The sequence below is a fragment of the Amycolatopsis panacis genome (assembly GCF_003600245.1).
Taxonomy (GTDB): Bacteria; Actinomycetota; Actinomycetes; order Mycobacteriales; family Pseudonocardiaceae; genus Amycolatopsis; species Amycolatopsis sulphurea.
This window is the reverse complement of record NZ_QZFV01000115.1, coordinates 1-22,618: the sequence shown is the minus strand read 5'-3', so window position 1 is coordinate 22,618 and position 22,618 is coordinate 1. Positions and strand designations below refer to the sequence as shown.

The following is a 22,618-nucleotide window of genomic DNA, read 5'->3' as shown; positions in this document are numbered from 1 at the left end:
GGTGCCGGAACCGACTACGGACAGCAGCGGCTACCGACAGGGGGGCGGCGGTCCGACACCGCCCGTTGATGGTGGGGCCGCCCTGCTCGACTGGAACGAGAGCCCACTCGGACCGTCCCCGGTCGCGGTGGCCCGCGTCTGCGCGCACGCGCGGCAGCTGCACCGCTATCCGCGCGGCCTCGTCGAGGCGGTGACCGGCCGGGTCGCCGCCGACCTCGGGGTGCCCCCGGAATGTGTCCTGCTCACCAACGGGGTCGACGAGGCCGCCGATCTCCTGATGGTGGGGGCGAGCGAGGCCTGGTCGGTGTTGCCGGGGTTTTTCGGTTATCCCGACCGGGCGCGGGCGCTGGGGGTCACGCCCCGGACGATCACGCTCGACGCGGCGTGGGAGCCGCGGTGCGCGCCCGGGGAACTCACCGGTGCCGGACCCGTCTTCCTCGCTCAACCGCACAACCCGACGGGAAGCTTCTTCGACCCGGTTTGGGTCACGGAGGTGATCCGCCGAGCCGCGCTGGTGTGCCTCGACGCGACCTATGCCGAGTTCGCCGAGTCGTTCCCCGTCGATCCGGCCGCGGCCGGGCGGTCCATCGCCGAAGCGGTGCTGGCACCCGGTATCGACCGGACGGTCGTCGCCGAGGCGATGGCGGCGGGGCGGCTGGCCGTGTTCCACAGCTTCTCCAAGAGCCACGGGCTGGCCGGGCTGCGGGTCGGAGCGCTCGTCGCCGCGCCCGAGTTGACGACGCGGCTGCGGGACCGGCAGCGGGCCTACACCGTCGACACGGTGGCCCTGCACGCACTCGACGGCTCGCTCGCAGACCTCGCGCACCGGCGGGCGCTACGGGCCTACATCCGCATGATGCGGCCACGCTTCGCGGCCGTCCTGCGCGATTGCCCGCTGCTGTCGGACGTCCGCACCACCGACGCGAACTACGTGCTGGCTCGCGGCGCCGATACCGCGGCCACCAGCGCCCTGGTTGCCCGCCTGGCCGCGCGCGGGGTCTGGATCAGCGACGGCGACGTACTCGGGCTGCCGGGCTGGCTGCGGGTCAGCCTCGGCGACGAGGAGGCACTGGCCCAATTCAGCTCCGCGCTCGACGCCGAGAGCGCCGAGCCGACGACGCTCACCGAGCTTGGAGGAAGTATCCGATGACGATGATCGGTGACCGATCCCGCGACGGCGGCCGGACCGAGGACCGCCTCGTCGCGGCCATCGAACCGCTGCGCCACCTGGCACTGGCCCACGCCGTGTACGCCCTGCTCGACACCGGCTTGGCCGACACGCTGGCCGACACACCAGGCGCGAGCCTCGACGATCTCGCCGCCAGGCACTCGTTCGCGCCCGACCGGCTGCTGGGCTACCTGCACTACCTGCGCAACGAAGGCTATGTCGTCGAACAGGACGGTGGCTGGTCGCTCGGGGCGCCGGGCGCGGAGGCCGCCGTGTTCCGGCCCTGGTACCAGCTGCTTGTCGGCGGCTATGCGCAGACTTTCGCCGCGCTCGGGCCTACTCTCGCCGCCGATGCCGACTGGGCTGGTCGCAACGGGGGCGAGGTCGGCGCCGGGGCCTGCGGGATGAGCATGTTCGACGCGGTTCCGCTCGCCGACCGGATTCTGGAGACGGTCACCGGGCCGGCGCGAGACACGCCCGTCACCGTGATCGACTGCGGCTGCGGCGACGGCCGGTTCCTCGCCGAGCTGGCCCGCCGCCGTCCCGGTCTGCGTGGCGTAGGTCTCGAGCCCGACCCCGCCGGCGTGGCGCTCGCCCGTGCCACCGCCGCCGAACCGGATTTCCGTGATCGAATGCGCATCCAGCAGGGCGGTGCGCTCGACGCGCCGTCGGTCGAGCCCCCGCCCGAGGGCCCGGTGGTGTATCTGGCCGCATTCGTGCTGCAAGAGGTGCTGGAGCAGGACGGCGAGGACGCCGTCGTCGAGCTGCTGTCCACTGTGACGGCGGACCGTGACGACGTGTGGTGGCTCGTCCTGGAGGTCGACCACCAGCCCGACGATCCGCGACTGCGTGCGGGCCTGGGCCGGGCGTTCTACAACCCGTACTACCTCATCCATGCCATCACCGAGCAGCGGCTGATGGATGTCGCGGCCTGGTCGGCCCTGTTCGACCGCGCCGGACTGGAGTGCGTGGTCGATGCCGACCCCGATCCCGACATCGATTCGACCGGCCTCCTGCCGGGAATGCTGCTGCGCCGCGCCCGCCCAGGCGCGTCGACGCCCACGACCGACGGGAGCGCTCAGGCATGACCGGCCAGGCCGAGGAGCCGATCACCAACCGGGCCGTCCATCACGGCCCCGTCGCGCTGACCTCCTCGATCCGCTCGACGGACTTTCTGCGCAACCTCGAACCGTGGCGGCGGAGCAAGGAGATCGACCAAATCCTGCACGAGGGAGCGGTCGACCTGAACGCTTTGCACGCCGCCGCCGAGCGCCGGCCGCCGCAGCGCGACTCGTCCTTCGACCAGTACCGCACCGACGACTGGACGAGCGCGCAGGAGAACCTCGACGAGGACGAGCTGATCATCGCGGGGCAAGAGGTGATGCAGGCGTGGGAACGCCCGCTGATGCACCGGATGGCCGCCATCGCCACGCGCACGCACGGCGATGTTCTCGAACTCGGCTTCGGGATGGGCATCTCGGCCACCGCCATCCTTGCCGAGGGTGTGCGCAGCTACACGGTCATCGAGGCGAACAGCCACGTCGCCGAGAGAGCCCGCGCCTGGGCCGCCGAGCGCCCGGACCAGACGATCACGATCGTCGAAGGACGCTGGCAGGACCGCATCGACGAACTCGGGCAGTTCGACGGCATCTTCTTCGACACGTACCCGACCTCCGAGGAGGAGGCGCTCGCGCACAACGTCGAGGACACGTTCTACGCCGAGCACTTTCTGCCCGCCGGCGCGCGCCACCTCCGCCCAGGCGGGGTGCTCACCTACTACACCAACGAGATCGACTCGTTGAGCCGCGAGCACCAGCGCATCGTGCTGCGCCACTTCACCAGCGTGGAGATCGGCGTCGTCGAGGGGCTCCTCCCGCCCGAGGACTGCACGTATTGGTGGGCGACCTCGATGGCGGTGGTCGCACTCGTCCGCTGATCCCGACGCCGGAACCGTGAGAGGCGAGTTCCGTCCCCGTCCCACCGGCTGGCTGGCCGAGGCACATCGGGCGCGCGGGCAACGCCGGGCAAGGGGACGCGGAGCCCGTGGACCACAGTTACGGGCATAAGACGCTGACCAGTCGCTTACAGTATTCGCACAATCGCCGAGCATGCTGATCGCGTGCTGAACAGCTCATGGATTCCCGCCCTCGTCACCGGCTCGGCGCTGCTTCTCGGCCTGGGCACCGCGTCGGCCGCGCCGAGCCCCGGCTCCGACGGCATCGGCGACCCGCTCTACCCGCAGGACGGCAACGGCGGCTACCGCGTTTCCCACTACGACGTGAAGCTCGACTACGACCCCGCGAAACCCGACTTCCTCGTCGGCGACACCACGGTCGATGCCGTCGCAACGCAGGATCTGTCCCAGTTCGACCTCGACCTCGAGGGGTTCACGGTCGACAGCGTCACCGTCGACGGTGTCCCGGCAGCGGTCCGTCGCGCACCGAAACACGAGCTGGTCATCACGCCAGGACAGCCCCTCGCGCGGGGCAAGCGATTCGCCGTGCGGGTCAGGTACTCCGGGAGACCCGGGGTCGCCTGGTCGACCGCGAGCGACCAGGGCGCGGTGCACGTCTTCGGCGAACCGCACACGGCGTCGGGCTGGTATCCGGTCAACGACCATCCGTCGGACAAGGCGACCTTCCATGTCGCCGTCACGGTGCCCGACGCGGGCTGGAGCGTCCTCGCCAACGGCGCACCGGAGACACCGATCGTGCGCAACGGCAAGAAGACCTTCGGATGGACCGAAAACCGTCCCGTCGCCTCGTATCTCACCGGGCTCGTCATCGACAAGTTCACCGTGCGGACCTCGAAACTCGCCGACGGCACCCCGGTGGTCGACGCCTACGCGCCCGGCGCCGAATCGGCTGAGCCGTTCGGACGGCGGCTTCCCGAGGTGATGGACTTCCTGGTCTCGAAGTTCGGCCCGTATCCGTTCTCCTCGGTCGGCGGCATCTTCTACCCCGGCGATTCCGGCGGCGGCTTCGAGTTACAGCAGCGGCCCGTCTACCCGGGCGGGATCGCGGCGAAGGACTTCACCACGATCGTCCACGAACTCGCGCACCAGTGGTACGGCAACTCCGTCTCGGTCCGGTCGTGGCGGGACGTCTGCCTCAAGGAATGCTTCGCCACGTACACCGAATGGTTGTGGAACGAGGCCAAGGAGGGACACGATCTCGACGCCGAGTACCGGCAGAAGGTCGCGGCGGCCAAGGCCGACCCAGAGTTCTGGCAGTCCCCGCTCGCCGATCCGGGCAAGGAACTCTACGGCGGCTCCTACACCGTCGGCCCGCTGATGTTACACGCGTTGCGGCGCACGATCGGTGACGCCGCGTTCTTCCGCGTCCTGAAGGACTGGCCACGCGAACATCGCTACGGGAACGCGGCTTTCACCGATTTCGAGCAGCTCGCGCGGCGGAACTCCGGCCAGGATCTCCGCGGCTTCTTCCAGGCGTGGGCCTACAGCACGACCATCCCCTCGGATCAGTACCTGTACCCCGGAACACTGAGAGGCTGAAAGTCCCATGTGGAGGAAAATCACGATCGTGTCGACGGCGGTGTGCTGCCTCGCAGCAGCGGGGGCGGGGACCGCTTCGGCCGGGAGCGCCGGCGCCGGCGACCCCTACTTCCCGCAGGACGGTGACGGCGGCTACACCGTCTCCCGCTACGACGTCGGCGTGTCACTGGATCCGGCCACGCCGGAGTCGTTCGCCGGCGACACCACCGTGTTCGCCGAGGCGAAACAGGATCTCGACCGGTTCGACCTCGATCTCGAGGGATTCACCGTGTCATCCGTGCTCGTCAACGGATCTCCCGCCAAGGCCGTAGCCCGTTCCGGGGCACACAAGCTGGTCATCACCCCGGCACAGACTGTCCACAAAGGATCTCCGTTGACGGTGCGAGTCCGCTACTCCGGCGCCCCGACGGGCAGGAGCTGGCACCGGCTCAAGGGCGGCGGCGTCAACGTGACCGGCGAACCGCACTCGGCGACCGCATGGTTCCCGGTCAACGACCATCCCTCGAAGAAGGCGGCCCTGCACCTGGAAGCCACGGTGCCCAGCGCGTGGAGCGTCGTCGGGAACGGCCTCCCGGGGCCGGTCACGTCCCGGGATGGGAAGACGACCTACCGGTGGAACGAAGACCGGCCCATCGCGTCGTACGCGACGACGATGGCTGTGGACAAGTTCACCGTGCGCACCTCGAAACTCGGCGACGGCACCCCGGTCATCCATGCCTACGGCCAGAACACCTCGATCCTGCCGGACTCCGAGAATCTCGTGCCGGACATCCTCGGCTTCCTGTCGTCGAAGTTCGGCCCGTACCCGTTCAGCTCAGCCGGTTCGATCGTCGTCGCCCCGGAGAGGTCCGACGGCAGCGTCGCGCTGGAAACCCAGACGCGTCCGACCTACGCCGGTGCCTTCTACGACGTGTCGGCGGTGCACGAGCTCGCTCACCAGTGGTTCGGCGACAGCGTGTCCTTTTCGGACTGGCGAGACGGCTGCATCGCCGAGTGTTTCGCGCAGTACGCCGGTCAACTCTGGGACGAACACCGCGACGGCGCGGACCTCGACAAGAACTATCGCGAGTCCGTCGCGGAGCACAAGAATGACGCCGCGTTCTGGTCGGTGCACCTCTACGACCCCGGCAAGGAGCACCCGCTCGACGCCGCGTTGTACGACCGGGGTCCGCTCATGCTGCACGCACTGCGGCGGACCGTCGGCGACGACATCTTCTTCGCGACCCTGAAGGCCTGGCAAGCGAAGTACCGGTATGGGAACGCGTCCTGGCTCGACTTCGAGAAGCTCGCCGCGCAGCAGTCAGGCAAGGACCTGCGTGGGTTCTTCCAGGCGTGGGCGCACAGCTCGGTCATTCCTCCGGACCCCTATCTCCACCCAGGCCCGCTGAAGGCGTGACTACGGTCAGGAGGGCGCGCTCGTCTCTTCGCGCCAGAATGCGTCGCCGTGTGCTCCGGCCAGGGCTTCCGCGTCCTCTGGGCTGGGGGTCGAATGGCGGCGCTAAACCGTCTCCTGTACATACGTGAGGTACCGCTTCGCCGACCGCTGTACGACCGCATGGCCGTCCGTACGCACGATGGCGTCCCACCAAGCGCCGTAGATGGCGTCGAACGCGTACGGCTCAAGCAACTCCGCAGCACGGCGTACGACGCTAGGTCGTTCCGGGATCAGATTCGGGTAGCTGTACATGAACCCCACGTGCGTACGGTCCGGGATCACCTGCACGATGTCGCCGGACAGCAGGGCGCCGCGGCCGTTCTCTCCGCCGGGCCAGTGCAGGACGGTTCCGCCGGCGAAGTGCACGCCCAGGTTGATCAGCCGAAGCTCGCCGGTCACGTCGAAGGTCGTGCCGGACCACAGGCGGATCGCCGGGTCCGGGCGGCCGATCCACTGGCGGTCGGCCTCGTGCAGGTGGATCGGCACGTCGAAGGCGTGTGCCCAGTCGACCATGGTCGTGTAGTAGTGCGGGTGGCTGATCGCGATCCCGGTGATGCCGCCCAGCTCGGTGATCCGGGTGACCAGCTCATCGTCGAGATAGGCCGCGCAGTCCCAGAGGAAGTTGCCGCTGCCGGTCCGCACCAGCAGGGCGCGCTGGCCGATGGCGAAGCCGGGCTCCGAACCGACGCCGAGGACGCCCGGACCCTGCTCCTCGACGCGGGCCCGCCGGTCACCGCTCGCACGCAGCGTCGCGAGGTCGGTCCACTGCTGGCCGCCCGGGAGTACGTACTGCCGCTCGTCCTCGCAGATCGGGCAGGCGGTGCGTGGCGCGGGGTACTGCATGCCGCACGCCACGCAGACGGGTTCGGTGCTCATGGTCGTCCTCCCGGTCCTCGTCGGAGGAAACCACGCTAAACCGCGCAAAGCCCGGCCGGGGAGAACCCGGCCGGGCGGCAGTACGCGGGGGAGGTCAGGCTTCGCTGTAGGGCACGGCCTTGACCAGGGTGACCTTCATGGTCTTGCCGTTGGGCAGCTCGTACTCGCGCGACTCGCCCTCCTTGGCGCCGAGCAGGGCCTTGCCCAGCGGCGACTCCGGGGAGTACACGTCGAGCGAACCCTCGGCGCCCTCTTCACGGGTGGCGAGCAGGAACTTCTCCTCCTCGTCGTCCCCGTCGTATTTGACGGTGAGCACCTTGCCCGGACCGGCCGTGCCGTCGTCGTCGGCCGCCTCGCCGACCTTCGCGTTGCGCAGCAGCTCCTGCAGGTGCCGGATCCGCGCCTCGGCCTGGCCCTGCTCCTCGCGGGCCGCGTGGTAGCCGCCGTTCTCCTTGAGGTCGCCCTCTTCCCGGCTGTCGTTGATGCGTGCGGCGATGACCGGACGATTCTCGATCATTTCGTCGAGCTCGTGCTTGAGCCGGTCGTAGGCATCCTGGGTCAGCCAGGTCACCTTGGTGTCGCTCACGGTCACCATCTCCTCGTAGGGCTTGCCAGGCTTGGGTGTGCAAGCCGGCCACCGCGTGTGCCATCGGGACCCGCGCGGGTGGGGATAAAGGAAAAACACGGCCCGCGCCGGGCCGTGCTGGTGTACCAGCGTATCACGGCGTGACAGGTCGACGCCGGTCGATTCCCACGCGGCGCGGACGCTCGCCGCGCATTTCACCCCGTTGGCCGCTACGGGGTTGACAGATAACGTGGTATCGAATAGGAGCAGCCGTACACGTCGGCGGTCACCGGCCTCCCGATGCTCTTCACCACCGTGCTCAGCCTGCTGTGCCCGGCCCCGGCGGGGACCAGAACCTCCTTGCGCCCGCTCTCGGCTCCGGAGCGATCGCGGACCCGCACGACGCACACCCCGGGTTTGTCCGGGTCGTCGCGCGTGACGTTGATGGTGATCTGCATCGCGTCGCCGGGCCGCTCCTCGAAGGCCACCCGCTCCGCTTCGATCGGGGTCTGCCCCAGGTTGACGTAGGCGATCCAGGCGACTCCGAAGCCGGTCAGCACGGCGATCGCGCCGAACAGCCAGACCCACCTGCGCCGGTTCCGGCGCGGCAGGCGAGCCGTGCCGTACCGGTCCGCGAGCGGCGCCGGATCGGCGTCACTCTCGGTGGTCACGGCATCCCCGCTCTGCAAAACCCGGGCCTCCGGTCGGACTGGTCGTACCCCTGAGGACAATGGGCGGGGCCGGCGAAGCGGCACCACGTCCACGCATCGAGTATCCGCGACCCGCTCCGGCGGCGTGGAGCCGGGGGCGGCCAACCGCGGGAATGCCGGTCAGGACGGAATAATGGACCAGGAAAGGGCCGTTCGGACCATGGTGGGAGCCGACGAGCTGACGACAGAAGACCGCAAGCCCGGACTGCGTCTGATGGCGGTGCACGCGCACCCCGACGACGAGTCGAGCAAGGGCGCCGCGACGATGGCCCGCTACGTGGCCGAAGGACACGACGTGATGGTCGTGACCTGCACCGGCGGTGAGGCGGGCAGCATCCTCAACCCGGCGATGGACCGGCCCGAGGTGCTGGCGAACATCACCGAGATCCGCCGCGAGGAGATGGCCCGCGCGGCCAAGATCCTCGGTGTGCAGCACCGCTGGCTGGGGTTCGTGGACTCCGGCCTGCCCGAGGGCGATCCGCTGCCCCCGCTGCCGGCGGGCTGCTTCGCGCTGACCCCGCTGGAGGAGTCCACCGAGGCACTGGTGCGGGTCATCCGCGAGTTCCGCCCGCACGTGATCACCACCTACGACGAGAACGGCGGGTACCCGCACCCGGATCACATCCGCACGCACGAGGTGTCTGTGGCCGCGTTCGATGCGGTGGGCGACCCGGACCGTTTCCCGGACGCCGGTGAACCCTGGCAGCCGCTCAAGCTGTACTACGGGCACGGCTTCTCCAAGCGCCGGATGGAGCTGTTCCATCAGGCCATGCTCGACGCGGGGATGGAGTCGCCGTTCACCGAGTGGCTGGCGAGGTGGGACGCCGGCCGCCCGGATGTGATGGAGCGGGTGACCACGCAGGTCGAGTGCGGGGAATACTTCGAGGTGCGGGACGAGGCGCTGAAGGCGCACGCCACGCAGATCGACCCGGACAGCCGCTGGTTCGCCTTGCCCCTGGAGGTCCAGCGGAAGGTGTGGCCGACCGAGGAGTATGAGCTCAACCGCTCCCTGGTGGACAGCACGCTGCCGGAGGACGATCTGTTCGCAGGCATCAAGGAGAAGGTGAGCCCATGAGTTTCGGTGTGCCGGCCGCGGCGGTCCTCCCGCTCACGGCGTCGGCCGTGGTACTGGCCCAGCAGCCGGGCAACGGGGACAACGGCGGGCAGGGGGAGGACTTCGGCAAGTCCTCCCCGGTCGGCCTGCTGTTGCTGATCCTGTTCCTGGTCGCGGTCGCGTTCCTGATCCGCTCGATGACCAAGCACCTCAAGCGGGTACCGGCCAGCTTCGATCCGGCGGACGAGACCCCCGCGGCGGACCCCGCTCCCGAGGTGGACCAGGCCGAAACGCCAGCCCAACAGCAGGAGGCCGAGGCCGGCACACCGGAGAAGGACGCGACCGCGGGCAGGAAGGCCGACTGACCCTCACCTCGGCGAGTGTTCGCCCCGGCCCGGTGCGGCCCTTACGGTGGGGGAGTGCGCAACTACCTGTCCACCGCGACCAGCCCGTATCTCCTCCAGCACGCCGGTAATCCGGTCGAGTGGCGGGAGTGGGGTAATGAGGCGCTGGCCGAGGCGCGGAGGCGCGGCGTGCCGATCCTGCTGTCGGTCGGGTACGCCGCCTGTCACTGGTGTCACGTCATGGCGCACGAGTCCTTCGAAGACGAGGGCACCGCGGCGCTGATGAACGCGCACTTCGTCAACATCAAGGTCGACCGCGAGGAACGGCCGGACATCGACGCGGTGTACATGGCCGCGACGCAGGCGATGACCGGGCAAGGCGGCTGGCCGATGACCTGCTTCCTGACGCCCGACGGCGAGCCTTTCCACTGTGGCACCTATTACCCGGCGACGCCGCGCCCGGGTATGCCCTCCTTCCGTCAGCTGCTCGTCGCGGTCACGGAGGCGTGGGAGGAGCGGCCGGAAGACCTGCGGGCCGGCGCCAAGCAGATCGTCGATCACCTTGCCGAGCAGAGCGGGCCGCTCCAGGAATCGCTCGTGGACGGCGCGGTACTGGTCGATGCCGTCGCGAAGCTGGGCGAAGAAGCAGACCCGGTGCACGGCGGATTCGGCACCGCGCCGAAGTTCCCGCCGTCGATGGTGCTGGAGTTCCTGCTGCGCCATCACGAACGCACCGGTTCGGCCGGTGCCCTCGTGCTGGCCGAAGCGGCCACCGAAGCGATGGCGCGCGGCGGTATCCACGATCAGCTGGCCGGTGGTTTCGCGCGGTACTCCGTCGACGCCAAGTGGATCGTCCCGCACTTCGAGAAGATGTTGTACGACAACGCTTTGCTTCTCCGCTGCTACGCGCACCTCGCGCGGCGAGGCTCGGTCTCCGCGCTGCGCGTCGCCGATGCGATCGTTCGTTTCCTGGAGGCCGACCTTCGCACCGCGCAGGGCGGCTTCGCGGCTTCGCTCGACGCGGACACCGAAGGTGTCGAAGGGCTGACCTACGTGTGGACGCCGGAGCAGCTGCACGAAGTGCTCGGCGACGAGGACGGTGCGTGGGCGGCCGAGCTGTTCAGCGTCACGGCTTCGGGCACGTTCGAGAACGGGGCCTCCACGTTGCAGTTGAGAGCGGACCCCGACGATTCCGCACGCTTCGAACGCGTACGGCAAGCGCTGCTCGCCGTCCCCGCGACCCGGCCGCAGCCGGCTCGGGACGACAAGGTGGTGGCGGCCTGGAACGGCCTTGCGATCGGCGCGCTCGCCGAGGCGGGTTTGGCGTTGGATCGGCCGCAGTGGATCGAGCTGGCGCGGGCCGCGGCCCAGCTGCTGCTCGACGTGCACGTGGTCGACGGCCGGCTCCGGCGGACTTCGCGGGACGGTGTGGTCGGCTCGCCCACCGGAGTGCTTGAGGACTACGCCTGCCTTGCCGACGGTCTGCTCAGCCTGCACCAGGCGACCGGTGAACCGCGTTGGCTCGCAGACGCGACCGGGCTGTTGGACGTCGCGCTCGCCCGGTTCGCGTCGGAGAAGGCGCCGGGCGCGTACTACGACACTGCGGACGATGCCGAAGCCTTGGTGCAGCGGCCGTCCGATCCGACCGACAACGCGAGCCCGTCGGGTGCCTCGGCGCTGGCCGGTGCGTTGCTCACTGCGTCCGCGTTGGCCGGTCCGGAGAAGGCTGCTGGATACCGGGAAGCCGCTGAAGCCGCGTTGCGTCGCGTCGGGCTGCTCGCGGCGCGTGTACCGCGCTTCGCGGGGCACTGGCTGTCCGTGGCCGAAGCGGCGCAGTCGGGACCGGTGCAGATTGCCGTTGTCGGTGACGACGGCGGTGCGCTGCTCTCGACGGCGGCGCGGAACGTGCACGGCGGCGGGATCGTGCTCGGCGGTGCTCCGGACGAGCCCGGTGTGCCGCTTCTCGCCGACCGTCCACTCGTCGATGGCCGCGCGGCTGCGTACGTCTGCCGCGGGTACGTGTGCGCGCGGCCGGTGACGACGGCTGGCGAACTGATCGCGCAGCTCTGAGATTCCGCCCCTGGTGAACACGGTCCGCCGGACCGGTGATCCGGCGTAACTTGGGAAGCGATGTAATCATGTAATCGCGGAGGCGAGCAGCATGTTCAGGCATTTCGAGGCGGTGGCACGGATGAGGCGAGACTGGGCAGGCCGGCGGCAGCAGAGCGAGATCCCACCGGCGGACGACGCGGCCGCGTGGTTCGGCGGGCGGCTGCCGGAAGGCTGGTTCACCGGTGACCCCGAGGTCACCGTCGACCGCGACGAGATCGTGGTGGTGGGTGAGCTGCCGGCGCCGACCGGCGAATACTCCGACGATGCGGCGCGTGCGGCGGCGGAGGACGGCCGGATCAGCCGGTTCCGCGAAGAGACCCGGGACGAGCGCATCGACATCGCCAGGCAGGCCGAGCACCGCTACCAGCGCAAAGTGGCCTGGGGCGCGCGGATCGGCGGGACGAAGGTGTTGTTCACCACGCTGTCCGCCCCGGTGATGACGCGCTTGCGGCAGCCGGAGCGGCTGGTGCTGGACACCCTGGTCGACGCGGGCGTGGCCCGCTCCCGCTCCGAGGCGCTGGCCTGGGCGGTCCGCACGGTGGGCGAACACGCGGACACGTGGCTGGCCGAGCTGCGGGAGGCACTGACCAAGGTGGACGATCTGCGGGCGAAGGGGCCGGACCTCGGCTGAGGCCGGTTCGGACGGTGGTGCGGGCGTGGGGAATCGCGCTCGCACCCCAAGTCCATACCTACGCGTACATCGCCAGCCAGATCGCGACGTAATGCGAAGCCGCCGCCAGCACCGTGCAGGCGTGAAAAAACTCGTGATACCCAAAGGTCTCCGGCCAATGATTAGGCCATTTGACCGCGTAAAAAACCGCCCCCATCGTATAAAACAGTCCCCCGACGCACAGCAGCACCAACGCGGCAACTCCGGCATTCCGCTCCAGCTCCGGAAGCACGAAGACCGCAACCCAGCCCAAGGCGATGTAAATCGGCACCCCGAGCCAGCGCGGCGCGTGTGGCCACAGCATCTTCATCGTCACGCCCAGGGCTGCCCCGCCCCAGACGATGCCCAGCACCACGTACCCGGTCGGCTTGGGCATGGCCAGCAGCGTGAACGGCGTGTAAGTGCCGGCGATGAACAAAAAGATCATCGAATGATCGGCGCGCTTCATCCACTTGTACGCGCGCGGGCTCCACAGCCGCCGGTGGTAAAGCGCGCTCACCCCGAATACGCCGAGCACGGTCAGCCCGTACACCGATGTCGCGAGCGCGGCGACGGCGGACACGGTCGAGGCGGCGAGGCTGATCAATGCGGCGGCGGCGGCGACTGCGCCGAAGAAGGACCACGAGTGGATGTGGCCGCGCAGTCGCGGCCGGGTGTCGGCGGGGACTGATGGGGGTTCGGTCGTCACACTCACCGGACCCAGGCTACGGGACCGTAGGTTTTTCGCCAGCCCCCGTGGTGCGTCACACTCGGCTGCCGGGGGTGCGTACGCTCAGCCGACGTGAGCCTTCGGTCTTTCCTGTCCGACGTCGTGTACAGCATCTACGGTCGCCGCCTGATCCAACAGGCGGGCGGCAAGCATCCGCGGCACATCGCCATCATGCTCGACGGAAACCGCAGGTGGGCGCGAGAGGCGGGGTTCGCCAACGTGGCCGACGGCCATCGTGCGGGGGCGAAGAAGATCTCCGCCTTCCTCAGCTGGTGCCGGGAGGCCGAGGTCGAGGTCGTCACGATGTGGCTGCTGTCCACCGACAACCTCAACCGCGATCCGGACGAACTCACGCCGCTGCTGAAAATCATTACCGATGTCACCGACAACCTGTCGGAACCCGGTGTGCCCTGGCGGTTACGCATTGTCGGCGCGCTCGACCTGCTGCCGGTCGAAGTGGCGAAGAAACTCACCGAAGCGGCAGAACGTACTTCGGACCGTGTGGGGATGGAGGTGAACATCGCGGTCGGTTACGGCGGGCGGCAGGAGATCGCCGACGCCGTGCGCAAGCTGCTGCTGCAGCATGCCGACGAGGGCACCTCGATTCGCGAGCTGGCGAAAATCCTCGACGTCGACCACATCTCCGAGCATCTGTACACCTCCGGCCAGCCGGATCCGGACCTGATCATCCGAACTTCCGGTGAACAACGGCTTTCCGGATTCCTGCTGTGGCAGTCGGCGCATTCGGAATTCTGGTTCACCGAGGCCTATTGGCCGGCCTTCCGGCGGGTCGACTTCCTGCGCGCGATGCGTGACTACGCCTGGCGGCATCGCCGGTTCGGCGCCTGAGACACGGCCAAGGGCCCCGGAGCGTGGCTCCGGGGCCCTTCCGGACCGGGGTTTACCGGTCAGTGGCCGTGGTGCTCCAGCGAGTGGAGGATCAGGGCCGGCGTCGTGGCGATACCGGTGTAGGCGCCCGCGACCAGCGAGGCGGCGCCGTAGCCCAGTGCGCCGCCGCCCTCGATGAAGGTGGCGTACGCGTCACCGAACGTGGGGTCGGGGGTGCCGGTCGTATGAATCGGCGAGGCGAACGCCGTGCCGCCGATCATCAGCAGACCCGCGGCGGCACCGGCGACGATTCCAGCCTTCTTCAGCACTTCGCACACTCCTTGGTTGAGATAACTGGATCCGGGACTCCGAGCGTTCCGGTGGATACGTCCCGCGGTCAGAAAATTACCCGGATACCGTCGACCGTGAATGTCCCGTGCCCCCATTGTGTGAGGCCTGACCGTGGGGTTTCACCCGGTCCGGTTCACTCCCCCGTGTGGGAAATGCAGTCCGGGCGGTCTCGTGGTACAAGCAGTTTCCCGGAAATTTTTATGCGCACGGTGAGCATTTCTCTGAATTCACGCCAATGCGTTACCTCTCGATCGAGCCACCTGATCACACTGGGTGCCGATCGCTCGCGGTGAGTGTCGGCCCACCGACGGTGAGATGACGAATAGGCGAATCACCTGTGTGGCTGCCTGCACGATCCGCCGGACGTGGGTACCTTCCGGAGGTGAGGGCCCGCGTTCCGTGCGGGTTCTCGCGGGAGGCCCTGGTCGTGGCGTTGATCGAGGGGGCGGCGAAGCCGTCCACACGATGCACGAGGGGGCCGGCACCCGGCCCCCGTGGCCGCGTGCCCTGACGCATCCGGCGTCGGGGAGTGCGGACCGCCGGGGAGGTGCCCGGCCCAGCGAGTGCGGGCGTGGGGTGCACACGCCCTCGAGGGAGATGCCGTCGTGACTGCGCAGCGTTCACCCCGCAAGGCCTCTGGCCGTTCTTCGACCGGCGCCATGGCGCCGGAGAAAGCCTCGATCTCGCCCGAATCCCCGCGCTGCACCTATGTGCTGGACACGTCGGTGCTGCTGTCCGACCCGTGGGCGGTCACCCGGTTCGCCGAACACGCCGTGGTGCTGCCCCTGGTCGTCATCAGTGAACTGGAGGCCAAGCGCCACCACCCGGAGCTGGGCTGGTTCGCCCGGGAGTCGCTCCGCCTGCTCGACGACCTGCGCCGCCGGCACGGCCGGCTGGACGCCCCGGTCCCGGTCGGGGAGGAGGGCGGCACGCTCCAGGTGGAGCTGAACCACACGGACCCGTCGGTGCTCCCGGTGGGTTTCCGGACCGACTCCAACGACCACCGCATTCTCGCGTGCGCCCTCAACCTGGCCACCGAGCGTGCGTCGGTCACCCTGGTGACCAAGGACATCCCGCTGCGGGTCAAGGCCGGTTCGGTCGGTCTCGTCGCGGACGAGTACCGCGCGCAGGAGGTCACCCCCTCGGGCTGGACCGGCATGGCGGACTCGGACGCGCCGCAGGAGCTGATCGACGCGCTGTTCGCGGGCGGTTCGGTGGACCCGGCCGAGTTCGGCCTCGCCGAGCTGGGTGAGCTGCCCTGTCACACCGGGCTGCGGCTGCTCGCGGGCAGCTCCAGCGCACTCGCCCGGATCACCGCGGACAAGCGCGCCCGGCTGGTCCGCGGCGACCGCGAGGCATTCGGCCTGCACGGCCGTTCGGCCGAACAGCGCGTGGCACTGGACCTGCTGCTCGACTCCGACATCGGCATCGTCTCCCTCGGCGGCCGGGCCGGCACGGGGAAGTCGGCGCTCGCGCTGTGCGCGGGTCTGGAGTCGGTGATGGAACGCCAGCAGCACCGCAAGGTCGTGGTGTTCCGCCCGGTCTACGCGGTCGGGGGGCAGGAACTGGGGTACCTGCCCGGTTCCGAGAGCGAGAAGATGCAGCCGTGGGCACAGGCCGTGTTCGACACCCTGGGCGCGCTGGTCAGCCAGGACGTGCTGGACGAGGTGTTCGACCGCGGCATGCTGGAGGTCCTCCCGCTGACCCACATCCGCGGACGCTCACTGCACGATTCGTTCGTGATCGTGGACGAGGCCCAGTCCCTGGAACGCAATGTGCTGCTGACGGTGCTTTCCCGGCTCGGCACCGCGTCCCGCGTCGTCCTCACCCACGATGTGGCCCAGCGCGACAACCTCCGCGTCGGCCGCCACGACGGCGTCTCGGCGGTGATCGAGAAGCTGAAGGGACACCCGCTGTTCGCACACGTGACCCTGACCCGCTCCGAACGCTCGCCGATCGCCGCCCTCGTCACCGAAATGCTCGAAGACCACGGCTGAGTCCTCTCAGCTGACGTAAAGCTGTGAAGGGACCCTTTACGGACTCAGAGTCCGTAAAGGGTCCCTTCACAGCCTTTCCCCGGGGGTTACCAGCCGGAGGGGAGGGGGCGGCCTTCGGCGAAGCCGGCGGCGGACTGGACTCCCAGCACCGCGCGCGCGTGAAATTCCTCCAGGGTTCGAGCGCCGGCGTAGGTGCAGGAGGAACGCACGCCCGAGCAGATCGAGTCGAGGAGGTCCTCCACGCCGGGCCGGGTCGGGTCGAGGGCCATGCGGGACGACGAGATGCCCTCCTCGAACAACCCCTTCCGTGCCCGGTCGAATACGTTGTCCGTGCGGGTACGGGCGCCGACGGCGCGCTTCGACGCCATGCCGAACGATTCCTTGTACGGGCGGCCCTGTTCGTCATAGCGCAGGTCGCCGGGGGATTCATGGGTGCCGGCGAACCAGGAGCCGACCATGGCCGCGGAGGCGCCTGCGGCGAGTGCCAGCGCGACGTCGCGTGGGTGCCGGACGCCACCGTCGGCCCAGACGTGTTTGCCCAGTTCGCCGGCGGCGGCTGCGCACTCGGCGACGGCGGAGAACTGCGGGCGGCCGACGCCGGTCATCATGCGTGTGGTGCACATCGCGCCGGGGCCGACGCCGACCTTGACCACGTCGGCGCCGGCCTGGATCAGGTCGCGGGTGCCCTCGGCGGTGACCACATTCCCCGCCACCACCGGGACCTTCGGTGACACCGACCGGACCGCCTTCAACGCGGCGATCATCTTCTCCTGGTGCCCGTGCGCGGTGTCGACCACCAGGACGTCGATGCCGGCCGCCAGCACCGCTTCGGCCTTGCTCGCGACGTCGCCGTTCACCCCGATGGCGGCAGCGACGCGCAGCCGGCCTTCGGCGTCGGCGGCCGGGGTGTAGATGTCCGCGCGTAACGCGCCGACGCCGGTCAGCACGCCGGCGAGGCGGCCATCGGCATCGAGACCCAGTGCAAGCCGGGCGCCGTGTGCGTGCAGTTGCTCGAAGACTTCCCGAGGCGGCGTGGCGAGCGGCACGGCGACCATGGCGGGCTCGGCGACGTCGGCCAGTCGCGCGAAGCGGTCGACGCCTGCGCAGGCTGCTTCGTCGACGATGCCCACCGGCTTGCCGTCACGGTCGACGATCACGACCGCGCCGTGCGCCCGCTTGTGCACGAGGTTGAGCGCGTCCGCCACGGCATCGCCGCCGGTCAGCACCAGCGGCGTGTCCCACACCGCGTGCCGGCTCTTCACCCACGCGACGATCTCGGTGACCGCCGCCGTGTCCACGTCCTGCGGCAGCACCACCAGCCCACCGCGGCGGGCGACCGTCTCGGCCATACGCCGCCCGGCGACGGCGGTCATGTTCGCCACTACCACGGGGATCGTCCCACCGGTGCCGTCCACAGTGGACAAGTCGACGTCGAACCGGGACTCGACGTCCGAACGGTTCGGCAGCAGGAACACGTCGTCGTAGGTCAGGTCGTGAGCGGGCACGTGCCCATCCAGAAAGCGCACGATTTCCCAGGTTACGTGCCTCCTGCGCGCGACGCGAGCCCAGCGCGGACCATGGGAGAATGGGTGCCGTGAACAGCCGCGACCGCGACGAGACGGGCCGTGCGCGCAACGCCCGCCCGCGCGACGGCCTCGGCCGGCCCCTGCCCTACGGGGTGGAGGGCGTGGCCCGGCAGCCAGAGGGTGTGCTGCGCACGCCGCAGCAGACCCTGACCGAGGCGCAGCAGCTCCTCGACGCCGGCCGCCCGTTCCACGCGCACGAGGTCTTCGAGGACGCGTGGAAGGCGACCGACGGCCCCGAACGCGAGCTGTGGCGCGGTCTGGCCCAACTGGCGGTGGGCATGACACATGCCTTGCGCGGCAACGGCAACGGCGCGGCTGCGCTCCTCGAACGCGGCGCGGAGAACATCGCGCCGTACCGCGACGCCCCTCCGCACGGGATCGACGTGCCCGGCCTGTTGACCTGGGCGCGGGCGCTGGTCGTGGAGGTGAAGGACCGGGTTCGGGCCGAGCCTGCCAGCCCTCGGCTGACTCGCTAGGGGGGCTGTCTCAGGCCTCCGGCCAGCCGCTCGAAGCCGCCTTCTCCGCGCCGATCGTGGTGCCCTCACCGTGACCGGTGCGGACGATCGTGTCGTCGGGGAGGGAGAACAGGCGTTCCCGGATGGACTTCACGATGGTCGGGTAGTCGGAGTAGGAGCGGCCGGTGGCGCCGGGTCCGCCGCGGAACAGCGTGTCGCCGGTGAACAGGACGCCGAGGTCGGGGCTGTGCAAGCAGATCGCGCCGGGGGCGTGGCCGGGGGTGTGCAGCACGGTTAGGTCGGTGCCGGCGACAGTGATCCGCTGGCCGTCGGCCAGGTCGCCGTCCGGGGCACGCTCCGGGTGGGTGAGGTCCCAGACGACGCGGTCGGCGGGGTGCAGCAGGATCGGTGCGCCGGTGCGCTGTGCCAGCTCGGGGGCGGCGTTGACGTGGTCGTTGTGTGCGTGGGTGCACACGATGGCGCGGACCGTGCGGTCGCCGACCACGTCCGCGATGGCATCCGCGTCGTGGGCCGCGTCGAGCACGATCACCTCGGTGTCGTCGCCGATGATCCAGACATTGTTGTCCACGTCCCAGGTGCCGCCGTCGAGTTCGAATACGCCCGACGTGACCAAGTTCTGCACTATCGCCGTCATAGCGCAGACCCTAACGGCCACTGGGCGTCCTGCCGACCTGCCGTCACTGTCTACTTCCAAGTAGACTTACTTGGGGTAAGTTATCCTCGGCGACGGGATCACCGATGACAGTCGCCCGGGAACTGCTGGCCGAACCGCTGAATCTGCGTTGTGGCGCCGGGTTTCTGGTGACTGGCTACGGTCGGGATGGTCGAGGGGTTGGATTCGGGTGCGGTGGACGTGATCGGGCTCGGTCGTCCGTACACTGTGGACACAAGGTTGCCTGCCCGGTTGCTGTCCGGTGTGGCCGTGCGTGCGGAGCGTCGGTGTCCGCAGCTGATCGTGGGGTCGTCACCGGCGGGCCGGACACTGGTCCACGGCCCGCCGGCGACGGGGTCATCGGCGATTGACCTTTCAGTGCAGGGCTTTCACCAGCGCCGGGACGAACACCGAAGCGTCCACGGTGCCCCAGCCGCTGGCGATGTCGAACCCTTGTGCGGCCTTGAATCCGACCACGCCGTCCTGGCTGTTGTCGCCTTCGGTCACGTCGATGACGCCCGAGGCGGTGCCGGACGGGCCCAGCTTCGTGTACAGCGCCGGGTTGATCTGGCCGAGCCGCCCGTGATTGGCCTGCACGGCCAGCGCCAGCACGCCCGCGAACAGCGGCGCCGACTGCGAGGTGCCCTGCACACCTTCCATGCTGATGTCCGGGAAGGAGCGCATCTTGCTGCCGGTGATCTCCTTGACGCCGTTCTGCCAGGACGGCCGCGCGTACGCCTTGGACAGACCCGCGCCTTCACTGAAGCCGTTTTTCTCGGCGGTCACCAGGTCGTCCGGCTTCGTGCGGTTGCCCTTCGCATCCAGGTGCAGCTGGGTTCCGCCGAGAGTGGTGACTCGCGGATCGCCGGCCGGCCAGCTGGCCACGCGATACGGGTAGTTGCCAGGGCCTTGCAGGTAAGCACCGGTCGGGCCGTCGTCGCCGGACGAGGCGACCATCGTGACGCCCGCGCGGCTCGCCCGGTCCAGCGCCGGGTCCAGCGTCTTGATCGAGGAGAACGAGGGGAAGTTCTCCTCGGTGGTGCCGAAGCTCATCGAGATCACGTCGGCGATCCGGTGCTGGGTAAGGTAATCCACCGCGTGCATCATTTCCGGCAACCCGGTGAAGCCCTGCGTCTCGGCGATGGGAGTGGCCGCGACGACGATCTTCGCGTTCGGCGCCATCGCGTGCATCATGGTGACGTCGAGGTCGGTTTCCCCGCCCCACGACTGGCATTCCGAGGTGTTCACACCGGGGTCGGTGCAGGCCGGCACCGGGCCGGAAGGCTGCAGTATCTCGACGTTCGCCGGGGGCAGGCCGTGCTTCTGCGAGTACTGGTCGAGTACTTCCTTGACCTTGTCGTCGCCGAACGAGACGAGCGTGGCCACCGTGCTGCCCGCGCCGGTGATGCCTTCGTTCCACAGCTTCGTGGCCTGATACGCCGTGCTTTCCTTGGGCAGCGCGGACATCGCGGCTTCGAGCTTGGCGACCCGGTCCGGCACGGTGGTGGCGCCGGCGAACGACTTCGCCGCGGCGGAGAAGTGGTGCTGGGCGGGCGGTTTCGGCGGTGCGGCGTTCGCTGCCGCGGCGAGTGAGGTGCCGGCCAGCGCCACCCCCGCCAGCAGGATCATCGGCCGGCGGAACCCGCGGACCACGGGCCGAACCCGCAACGTCATGCTCGTCTCCCCTTCGCCGGAAAAGCCTCCTCCTACTCTCGGCCAACCGGCCGGTGCGACGACATCGACTTTCGTCGGGCATTTTCCCGGAATCGGCGCCGATCCCGGAGAATTGCCCGGATTGCGGTCATTCCGCGCGATCGCCGCGCAGCAGCGAGCGCACCGTGTCCAGGGTGTCCGCCTCGGCGGGTTCCTTGTCTGGGCGGTAGCGCACGACGCGCGCGAACCGCAACGCCAGCCCGCCCGGGTACCGCGTGCTCACCTGAGCGCCGTCCAGCTCGATCTCCACCACCAGCTCCGGCCGGACGTGCACGGTCCAGCGGTCGCGGTGCGTCTCGATCTCCTGGAACCGCTCGGTCTGCCAGGCCAGCAGCTCGTCGGTGAGGCCTTTGAACGTCTTGCCCACCATGATCGGCGGCCCGCCGTCCGGGTCCCGCGCGCCGAGGTGCAGATTGGACAGCTTGCCGGTGCGCCGCCCGTGCCCCCACTCCGCGGCGAGCACCACCAGATCGATGGTGTGCACCGGTTTCACCTTGAGCCAGGCCCGTCCGCGCCGCCCGGCCGCGTAACCGGAGTCCAGGTCCTTGATCATCACTCCTTCATGCCCGGCCGCCATCGCCGCGTCGAGTACCGCGACCGGATCGGCCGGGCCCAGCTCACCCGGGATCACATGCGGACCGGCGACCCGCCGCAGCGCCGCGTTGCGCTCGGACAGCGGCGCGTCCAGCAGGTCCACACCGTCGAGATGCAGGCAGTCGAAGAAGTACGGCCGCAGCAGCAAAGCCCGCACCTGTTCCTCGCGGGTGCTGCCGAACCGGCTCATCGTCTCCTGGAACGGCCGCGGCCTGCCGTCGTCGCTGAGCGCGAGCGTTTCCCCGTCCAGCACCACGGATTCGCACGGCAGCGCCCGCACCAGCTCGACCAGCTCGTCCACACTGGACGTGATTTCCCGCAAGGTGCGCGTGTACACGTGGACCCGCGTGCCCTCGCGGTGCACCTGGATCCTGGCACCGTCCATTTTGTACTCGATCAGCGCGTGGGCGTGCTCGGCGACGGCCTCTTCCAGCGATTCCGCGGGCGTGGCCAGCATCGGCCGCACCGGACGGCCGAGTGCCAGCCGGAACTGCGCGAGCGCCACGGCCCCGCCGGTCAGCGCCGCCTGCCCGGTGACCGGCAGCTTCCCGGACAGCATGAACGCCCGCCGGACCTGGTCGAGCCCCACCTGCGCGGCGACCGCGATGGCCTCGACCATCACCCCCTCCAGCGCACCCTGCCGCAGCTCCCCGGTGATCAGCCGGACGACGAACTCCTGCTCGGCACGGGTGAGCCGGGCGAACAACGCGCCGAGCACCTCCGCCCGCCGCTTCACCGAACCGGCCCCGGCAGCCGCCGCAACCTCCGACAGCGCCGCGTCCACCTCGGCCACTTCGACACCGGGCTCGGCCACCGGGCCGACGGCGAGGTCGGCGAGCGTGCGCCAGCCCGCGCCGAGGCGGTCCTGCGCGGTCTGCCCGGTGAGATAGGCGATCACCGCGGGCAGTTCGGCGGCCGAGGCAGCCCGCAGCACCCCGGCCAGTACGGCGATCTTCGCCTTCCTGGACCGGGTGGCCGCCAGCTCGGCGGAAGCGGTGACGAGGTCGGTCAGCAGCACCAGACCATGATGACCCCGGGCACCGACAAAAACCGGCTCAAGCGTCCGGACGGGTGCAATACGCGTCCAGCTCCACTCCCTCCCGGCGCAGGCTGTGAAGGGACCCTTCACGGCCTCAGGAGGCTGTTGCGTTTTTGAGCGACCCGCCGGTGATGATCTTGGTGTGGGGTTGTGGTGGCGGGAGAATCCTGGTGTGGCTAGGGGTTTTCGTCCGGTGGATCGTGATCAGCAGTTCTTGGTGCCGGT

At 69.5% G+C, this 22,618-nt stretch carries 21 protein-coding genes; 12 read left to right on the top strand and 9 right to left on the bottom strand.

The genetic code is table 11. The features are described from left to right. Position 1 precedes the first annotated feature (1 nt). The 5 genes from D5S19_RS24960 (at position 2) to D5S19_RS24940 (ending at position 6,078) form a co-directional block, all read left to right on the top strand. Entirely contained in the window at positions 2 to 1,150 is a 1,149-nt protein-coding gene (locus D5S19_RS24960; RefSeq protein WP_158605634.1) for a pyridoxal phosphate-dependent aminotransferase, read from the top strand. Next, positions 1,147 to 2,256 carry a class I SAM-dependent methyltransferase gene (locus D5S19_RS24955; RefSeq protein WP_120025827.1) on the top strand — a complete coding sequence of 370 codons (1,110 nt, stop codon included), beginning with the start codon at positions 1,147 to 1,149 and terminating at the stop codon, positions 2,254 to 2,256. Before D5S19_RS24960 ends, D5S19_RS24955 begins: the two co-directional genes overlap by 4 nt. Next, positions 2,253 to 3,104, top strand: coding sequence for a class I SAM-dependent methyltransferase (locus D5S19_RS24950; RefSeq protein ID WP_120025826.1), 852 nt, complete (start codon positions 2,253 to 2,255; stop codon positions 3,102 to 3,104). The genes D5S19_RS24955 and D5S19_RS24950 overlap by 4 nt, the downstream gene beginning before the upstream one ends. A gap of 183 nt (positions 3,105 to 3,287) precedes the next feature. Then, on the top strand, positions 3,288 to 4,682 hold the full coding sequence (locus D5S19_RS24945) for a M1 family metallopeptidase (RefSeq protein ID WP_120025825.1): 1,395 nt from the start codon (positions 3,288 to 3,290) through the stop codon (positions 4,680 to 4,682). 28 nt (positions 4,683 to 4,710) lie between these two features. Next, positions 4,711 to 6,078: a M1 family metallopeptidase gene (locus D5S19_RS24940; protein WP_199730694.1), complete on the top strand. Its 1,368-nt coding sequence runs from the start codon at positions 4,711 to 4,713 to the stop codon at positions 6,076 to 6,078. A gap of 102 nt (positions 6,079 to 6,180) precedes the next feature. On the opposite strand, the gene D5S19_RS24935 is transcribed toward D5S19_RS24940, so the two are convergent. The 3 genes from D5S19_RS24935 to D5S19_RS24925 form a co-directional block, all read right to left on the bottom strand. After that, a complete protein-coding gene (locus D5S19_RS24935) occupies positions 6,181 to 6,993 on the bottom strand; it encodes an MBL fold metallo-hydrolase (protein WP_120025823.1) in 813 nt (270 codons plus the stop codon). Between the two features lie 94 nt (positions 6,994 to 7,087). Continuing rightward, positions 7,088 to 7,588 (bottom strand): transcription elongation factor GreA, encoded by a 501-nt coding sequence (greA, locus tag D5S19_RS24930; RefSeq protein ID WP_098513320.1) that lies wholly within the window; start codon positions 7,586 to 7,588, stop codon positions 7,088 to 7,090. Positions 7,589 to 7,788: 200 nt separating this feature from the next. Beyond that, a complete protein-coding gene (locus D5S19_RS24925; RefSeq protein ID WP_199730693.1) occupies positions 7,789 to 8,247 on the bottom strand; it encodes a DUF4307 domain-containing protein in 459 nt (152 codons plus the stop codon). Between the two features lie 181 nt (positions 8,248 to 8,428). Between D5S19_RS24925 and mca the strand changes: the two genes are divergently transcribed. The 4 genes from mca (at position 8,429) to D5S19_RS24905 (ending at position 12,409) form a co-directional block, all read left to right on the top strand. Next, the gene (mca, locus tag D5S19_RS24920) at positions 8,429 to 9,343 is read left to right on the top strand and encodes a mycothiol conjugate amidase Mca (protein ID WP_120025821.1); all 915 of its coding nucleotides are present in this window, start codon (positions 8,429 to 8,431) and stop codon (positions 9,341 to 9,343) included. Further along, entirely contained in the window at positions 9,340 to 9,687 is a 348-nt protein-coding gene (locus D5S19_RS24915) for a hypothetical protein (RefSeq protein ID WP_120025820.1), read from the top strand. The genes mca and D5S19_RS24915 overlap by 4 nt, the downstream gene beginning before the upstream one ends. Before the next feature lie 54 nt (positions 9,688 to 9,741). Then, the gene (locus D5S19_RS24910; protein WP_120025819.1) at positions 9,742 to 11,736 is read left to right on the top strand and encodes a thioredoxin domain-containing protein; all 1,995 of its coding nucleotides are present in this window, start codon (positions 9,742 to 9,744) and stop codon (positions 11,734 to 11,736) included. Positions 11,737 to 11,857: 121 nt separating this feature from the next. Then, positions 11,858 to 12,409, top strand: a complete 552-nt coding sequence (locus tag D5S19_RS24905) for a hypothetical protein (protein ID WP_120025836.1) — start codon at positions 11,858 to 11,860, stop codon at positions 12,407 to 12,409. A gap of 58 nt (positions 12,410 to 12,467) precedes the next feature. Here D5S19_RS24905 and trhA read toward each other — a convergent pair whose 3' ends face one another. Next, positions 12,468 to 13,142, bottom strand: a complete 675-nt coding sequence (gene trhA, locus D5S19_RS24900) for a PAQR family membrane homeostasis protein TrhA (RefSeq protein ID WP_199730692.1) — start codon at positions 13,140 to 13,142, stop codon at positions 12,468 to 12,470. A gap of 87 nt (positions 13,143 to 13,229) precedes the next feature. Between trhA and D5S19_RS24895 the strand changes: the two genes are divergently transcribed. Further along, positions 13,230 to 14,006, top strand: coding sequence for an isoprenyl transferase (locus D5S19_RS24895; RefSeq protein WP_199730691.1), 777 nt, complete (start codon positions 13,230 to 13,232; stop codon positions 14,004 to 14,006). A gap of 59 nt (positions 14,007 to 14,065) precedes the next feature. Here the strand turns inward: D5S19_RS24895 and D5S19_RS24890 are convergent, their stop codons facing one another. Then, positions 14,066 to 14,314, bottom strand: coding sequence for a hypothetical protein (locus tag D5S19_RS24890; protein WP_120025817.1), 249 nt, complete (start codon positions 14,312 to 14,314; stop codon positions 14,066 to 14,068). A gap of 681 nt (positions 14,315 to 14,995) precedes the next feature. Between D5S19_RS24890 and D5S19_RS24885 the strand changes: the two genes are divergently transcribed. After that, positions 14,996 to 16,333 (top strand): PhoH family protein, encoded by a 1,338-nt coding sequence (locus tag D5S19_RS24885; RefSeq protein WP_120025816.1) that lies wholly within the window; start codon positions 14,996 to 14,998, stop codon positions 16,331 to 16,333. An 86-nt stretch (positions 16,334 to 16,419) separates the two neighbouring features. Here the strand turns inward: D5S19_RS24885 and guaB1 are convergent, their stop codons facing one another. Continuing rightward, the gene (guaB1, locus tag D5S19_RS24880) at positions 16,420 to 17,859 is read right to left on the bottom strand and encodes a GMP reductase (RefSeq protein ID WP_120025815.1); all 1,440 of its coding nucleotides are present in this window, start codon (positions 17,857 to 17,859) and stop codon (positions 16,420 to 16,422) included. A 68-nt stretch (positions 17,860 to 17,927) separates the two neighbouring features. Between guaB1 and D5S19_RS24875 the strand changes: the two genes are divergently transcribed. Next, positions 17,928 to 18,395, top strand: a complete 468-nt coding sequence (locus D5S19_RS24875) for a DUF309 domain-containing protein (RefSeq protein ID WP_120025834.1) — start codon at positions 17,928 to 17,930, stop codon at positions 18,393 to 18,395. Positions 18,396 to 18,405: 10 nt separating this feature from the next. On the opposite strand, the gene D5S19_RS24870 is transcribed toward D5S19_RS24875, so the two are convergent. The 3 genes from D5S19_RS24870 to D5S19_RS24855 all read right to left on the bottom strand — a co-directional run bounded on the left by D5S19_RS24870 (position 18,406) and on the right by D5S19_RS24855 (position 22,372). Continuing rightward, a complete protein-coding gene (locus tag D5S19_RS24870) occupies positions 18,406 to 19,029 on the bottom strand; it encodes an MBL fold metallo-hydrolase (RefSeq protein WP_120025814.1) in 624 nt (207 codons plus the stop codon). Between the two features lie 393 nt (positions 19,030 to 19,422). Continuing rightward, entirely contained in the window at positions 19,423 to 20,721 is a 1,299-nt protein-coding gene (locus tag D5S19_RS24860; protein WP_233574139.1) for a S53 family peptidase, read from the bottom strand. Positions 20,722 to 20,848: 127 nt separating this feature from the next. Beyond that, complete coding sequence (locus D5S19_RS24855; protein ID WP_120025813.1) at positions 20,849 to 22,372, bottom strand: ATP-dependent DNA ligase; 1,524 nt, start codon at positions 22,370 to 22,372, stop codon at positions 20,849 to 20,851. Positions 22,373 to 22,618 lie beyond the last annotated feature (246 nt).

Coding starts and splice junctions, on each gene's coding strand:
- mca (WP_120025821.1), top strand. CDS start 8,429: ATGGTGGGAGCCGACGAGCTGACGACAGAAGACCGCAAGCCCGGACTG.
- D5S19_RS24885 (WP_120025816.1), top strand. CDS start 14,996: ATGGCGCCGGAGAAAGCCTCGATCTCGCCCGAATCCCCGCGCTGCACC.
- D5S19_RS24935 (WP_120025823.1), bottom strand. CDS start 6,993: ATGAGCACCGAACCCGTCTGCGTGGCGTGCGGCATGCAGTACCCCGCG.
- D5S19_RS24870 (WP_120025814.1), bottom strand. CDS start 19,029: ATGACGGCGATAGTGCAGAACTTGGTCACGTCGGGCGTATTCGAACTC.
- D5S19_RS24860 (WP_233574139.1), bottom strand. CDS start 20,721: ATGACGTTGCGGGTTCGGCCCGTGGTCCGCGGGTTCCGCCGGCCGATG.
- greA (WP_098513320.1), bottom strand. CDS start 7,588: ATGGTGACCGTGAGCGACACCAAGGTGACCTGGCTGACCCAGGATGCC.
- D5S19_RS24915 (WP_120025820.1), top strand. CDS start 9,340: ATGAGTTTCGGTGTGCCGGCCGCGGCGGTCCTCCCGCTCACGGCGTCG.
- D5S19_RS24955 (WP_120025827.1), top strand. CDS start 1,147: ATGACGATGATCGGTGACCGATCCCGCGACGGCGGCCGGACCGAGGAC.
- D5S19_RS24950 (WP_120025826.1), top strand. CDS start 2,253: ATGACCGGCCAGGCCGAGGAGCCGATCACCAACCGGGCCGTCCATCAC.
- D5S19_RS24905 (WP_120025836.1), top strand. CDS start 11,858: ATGAGGCGAGACTGGGCAGGCCGGCGGCAGCAGAGCGAGATCCCACCG.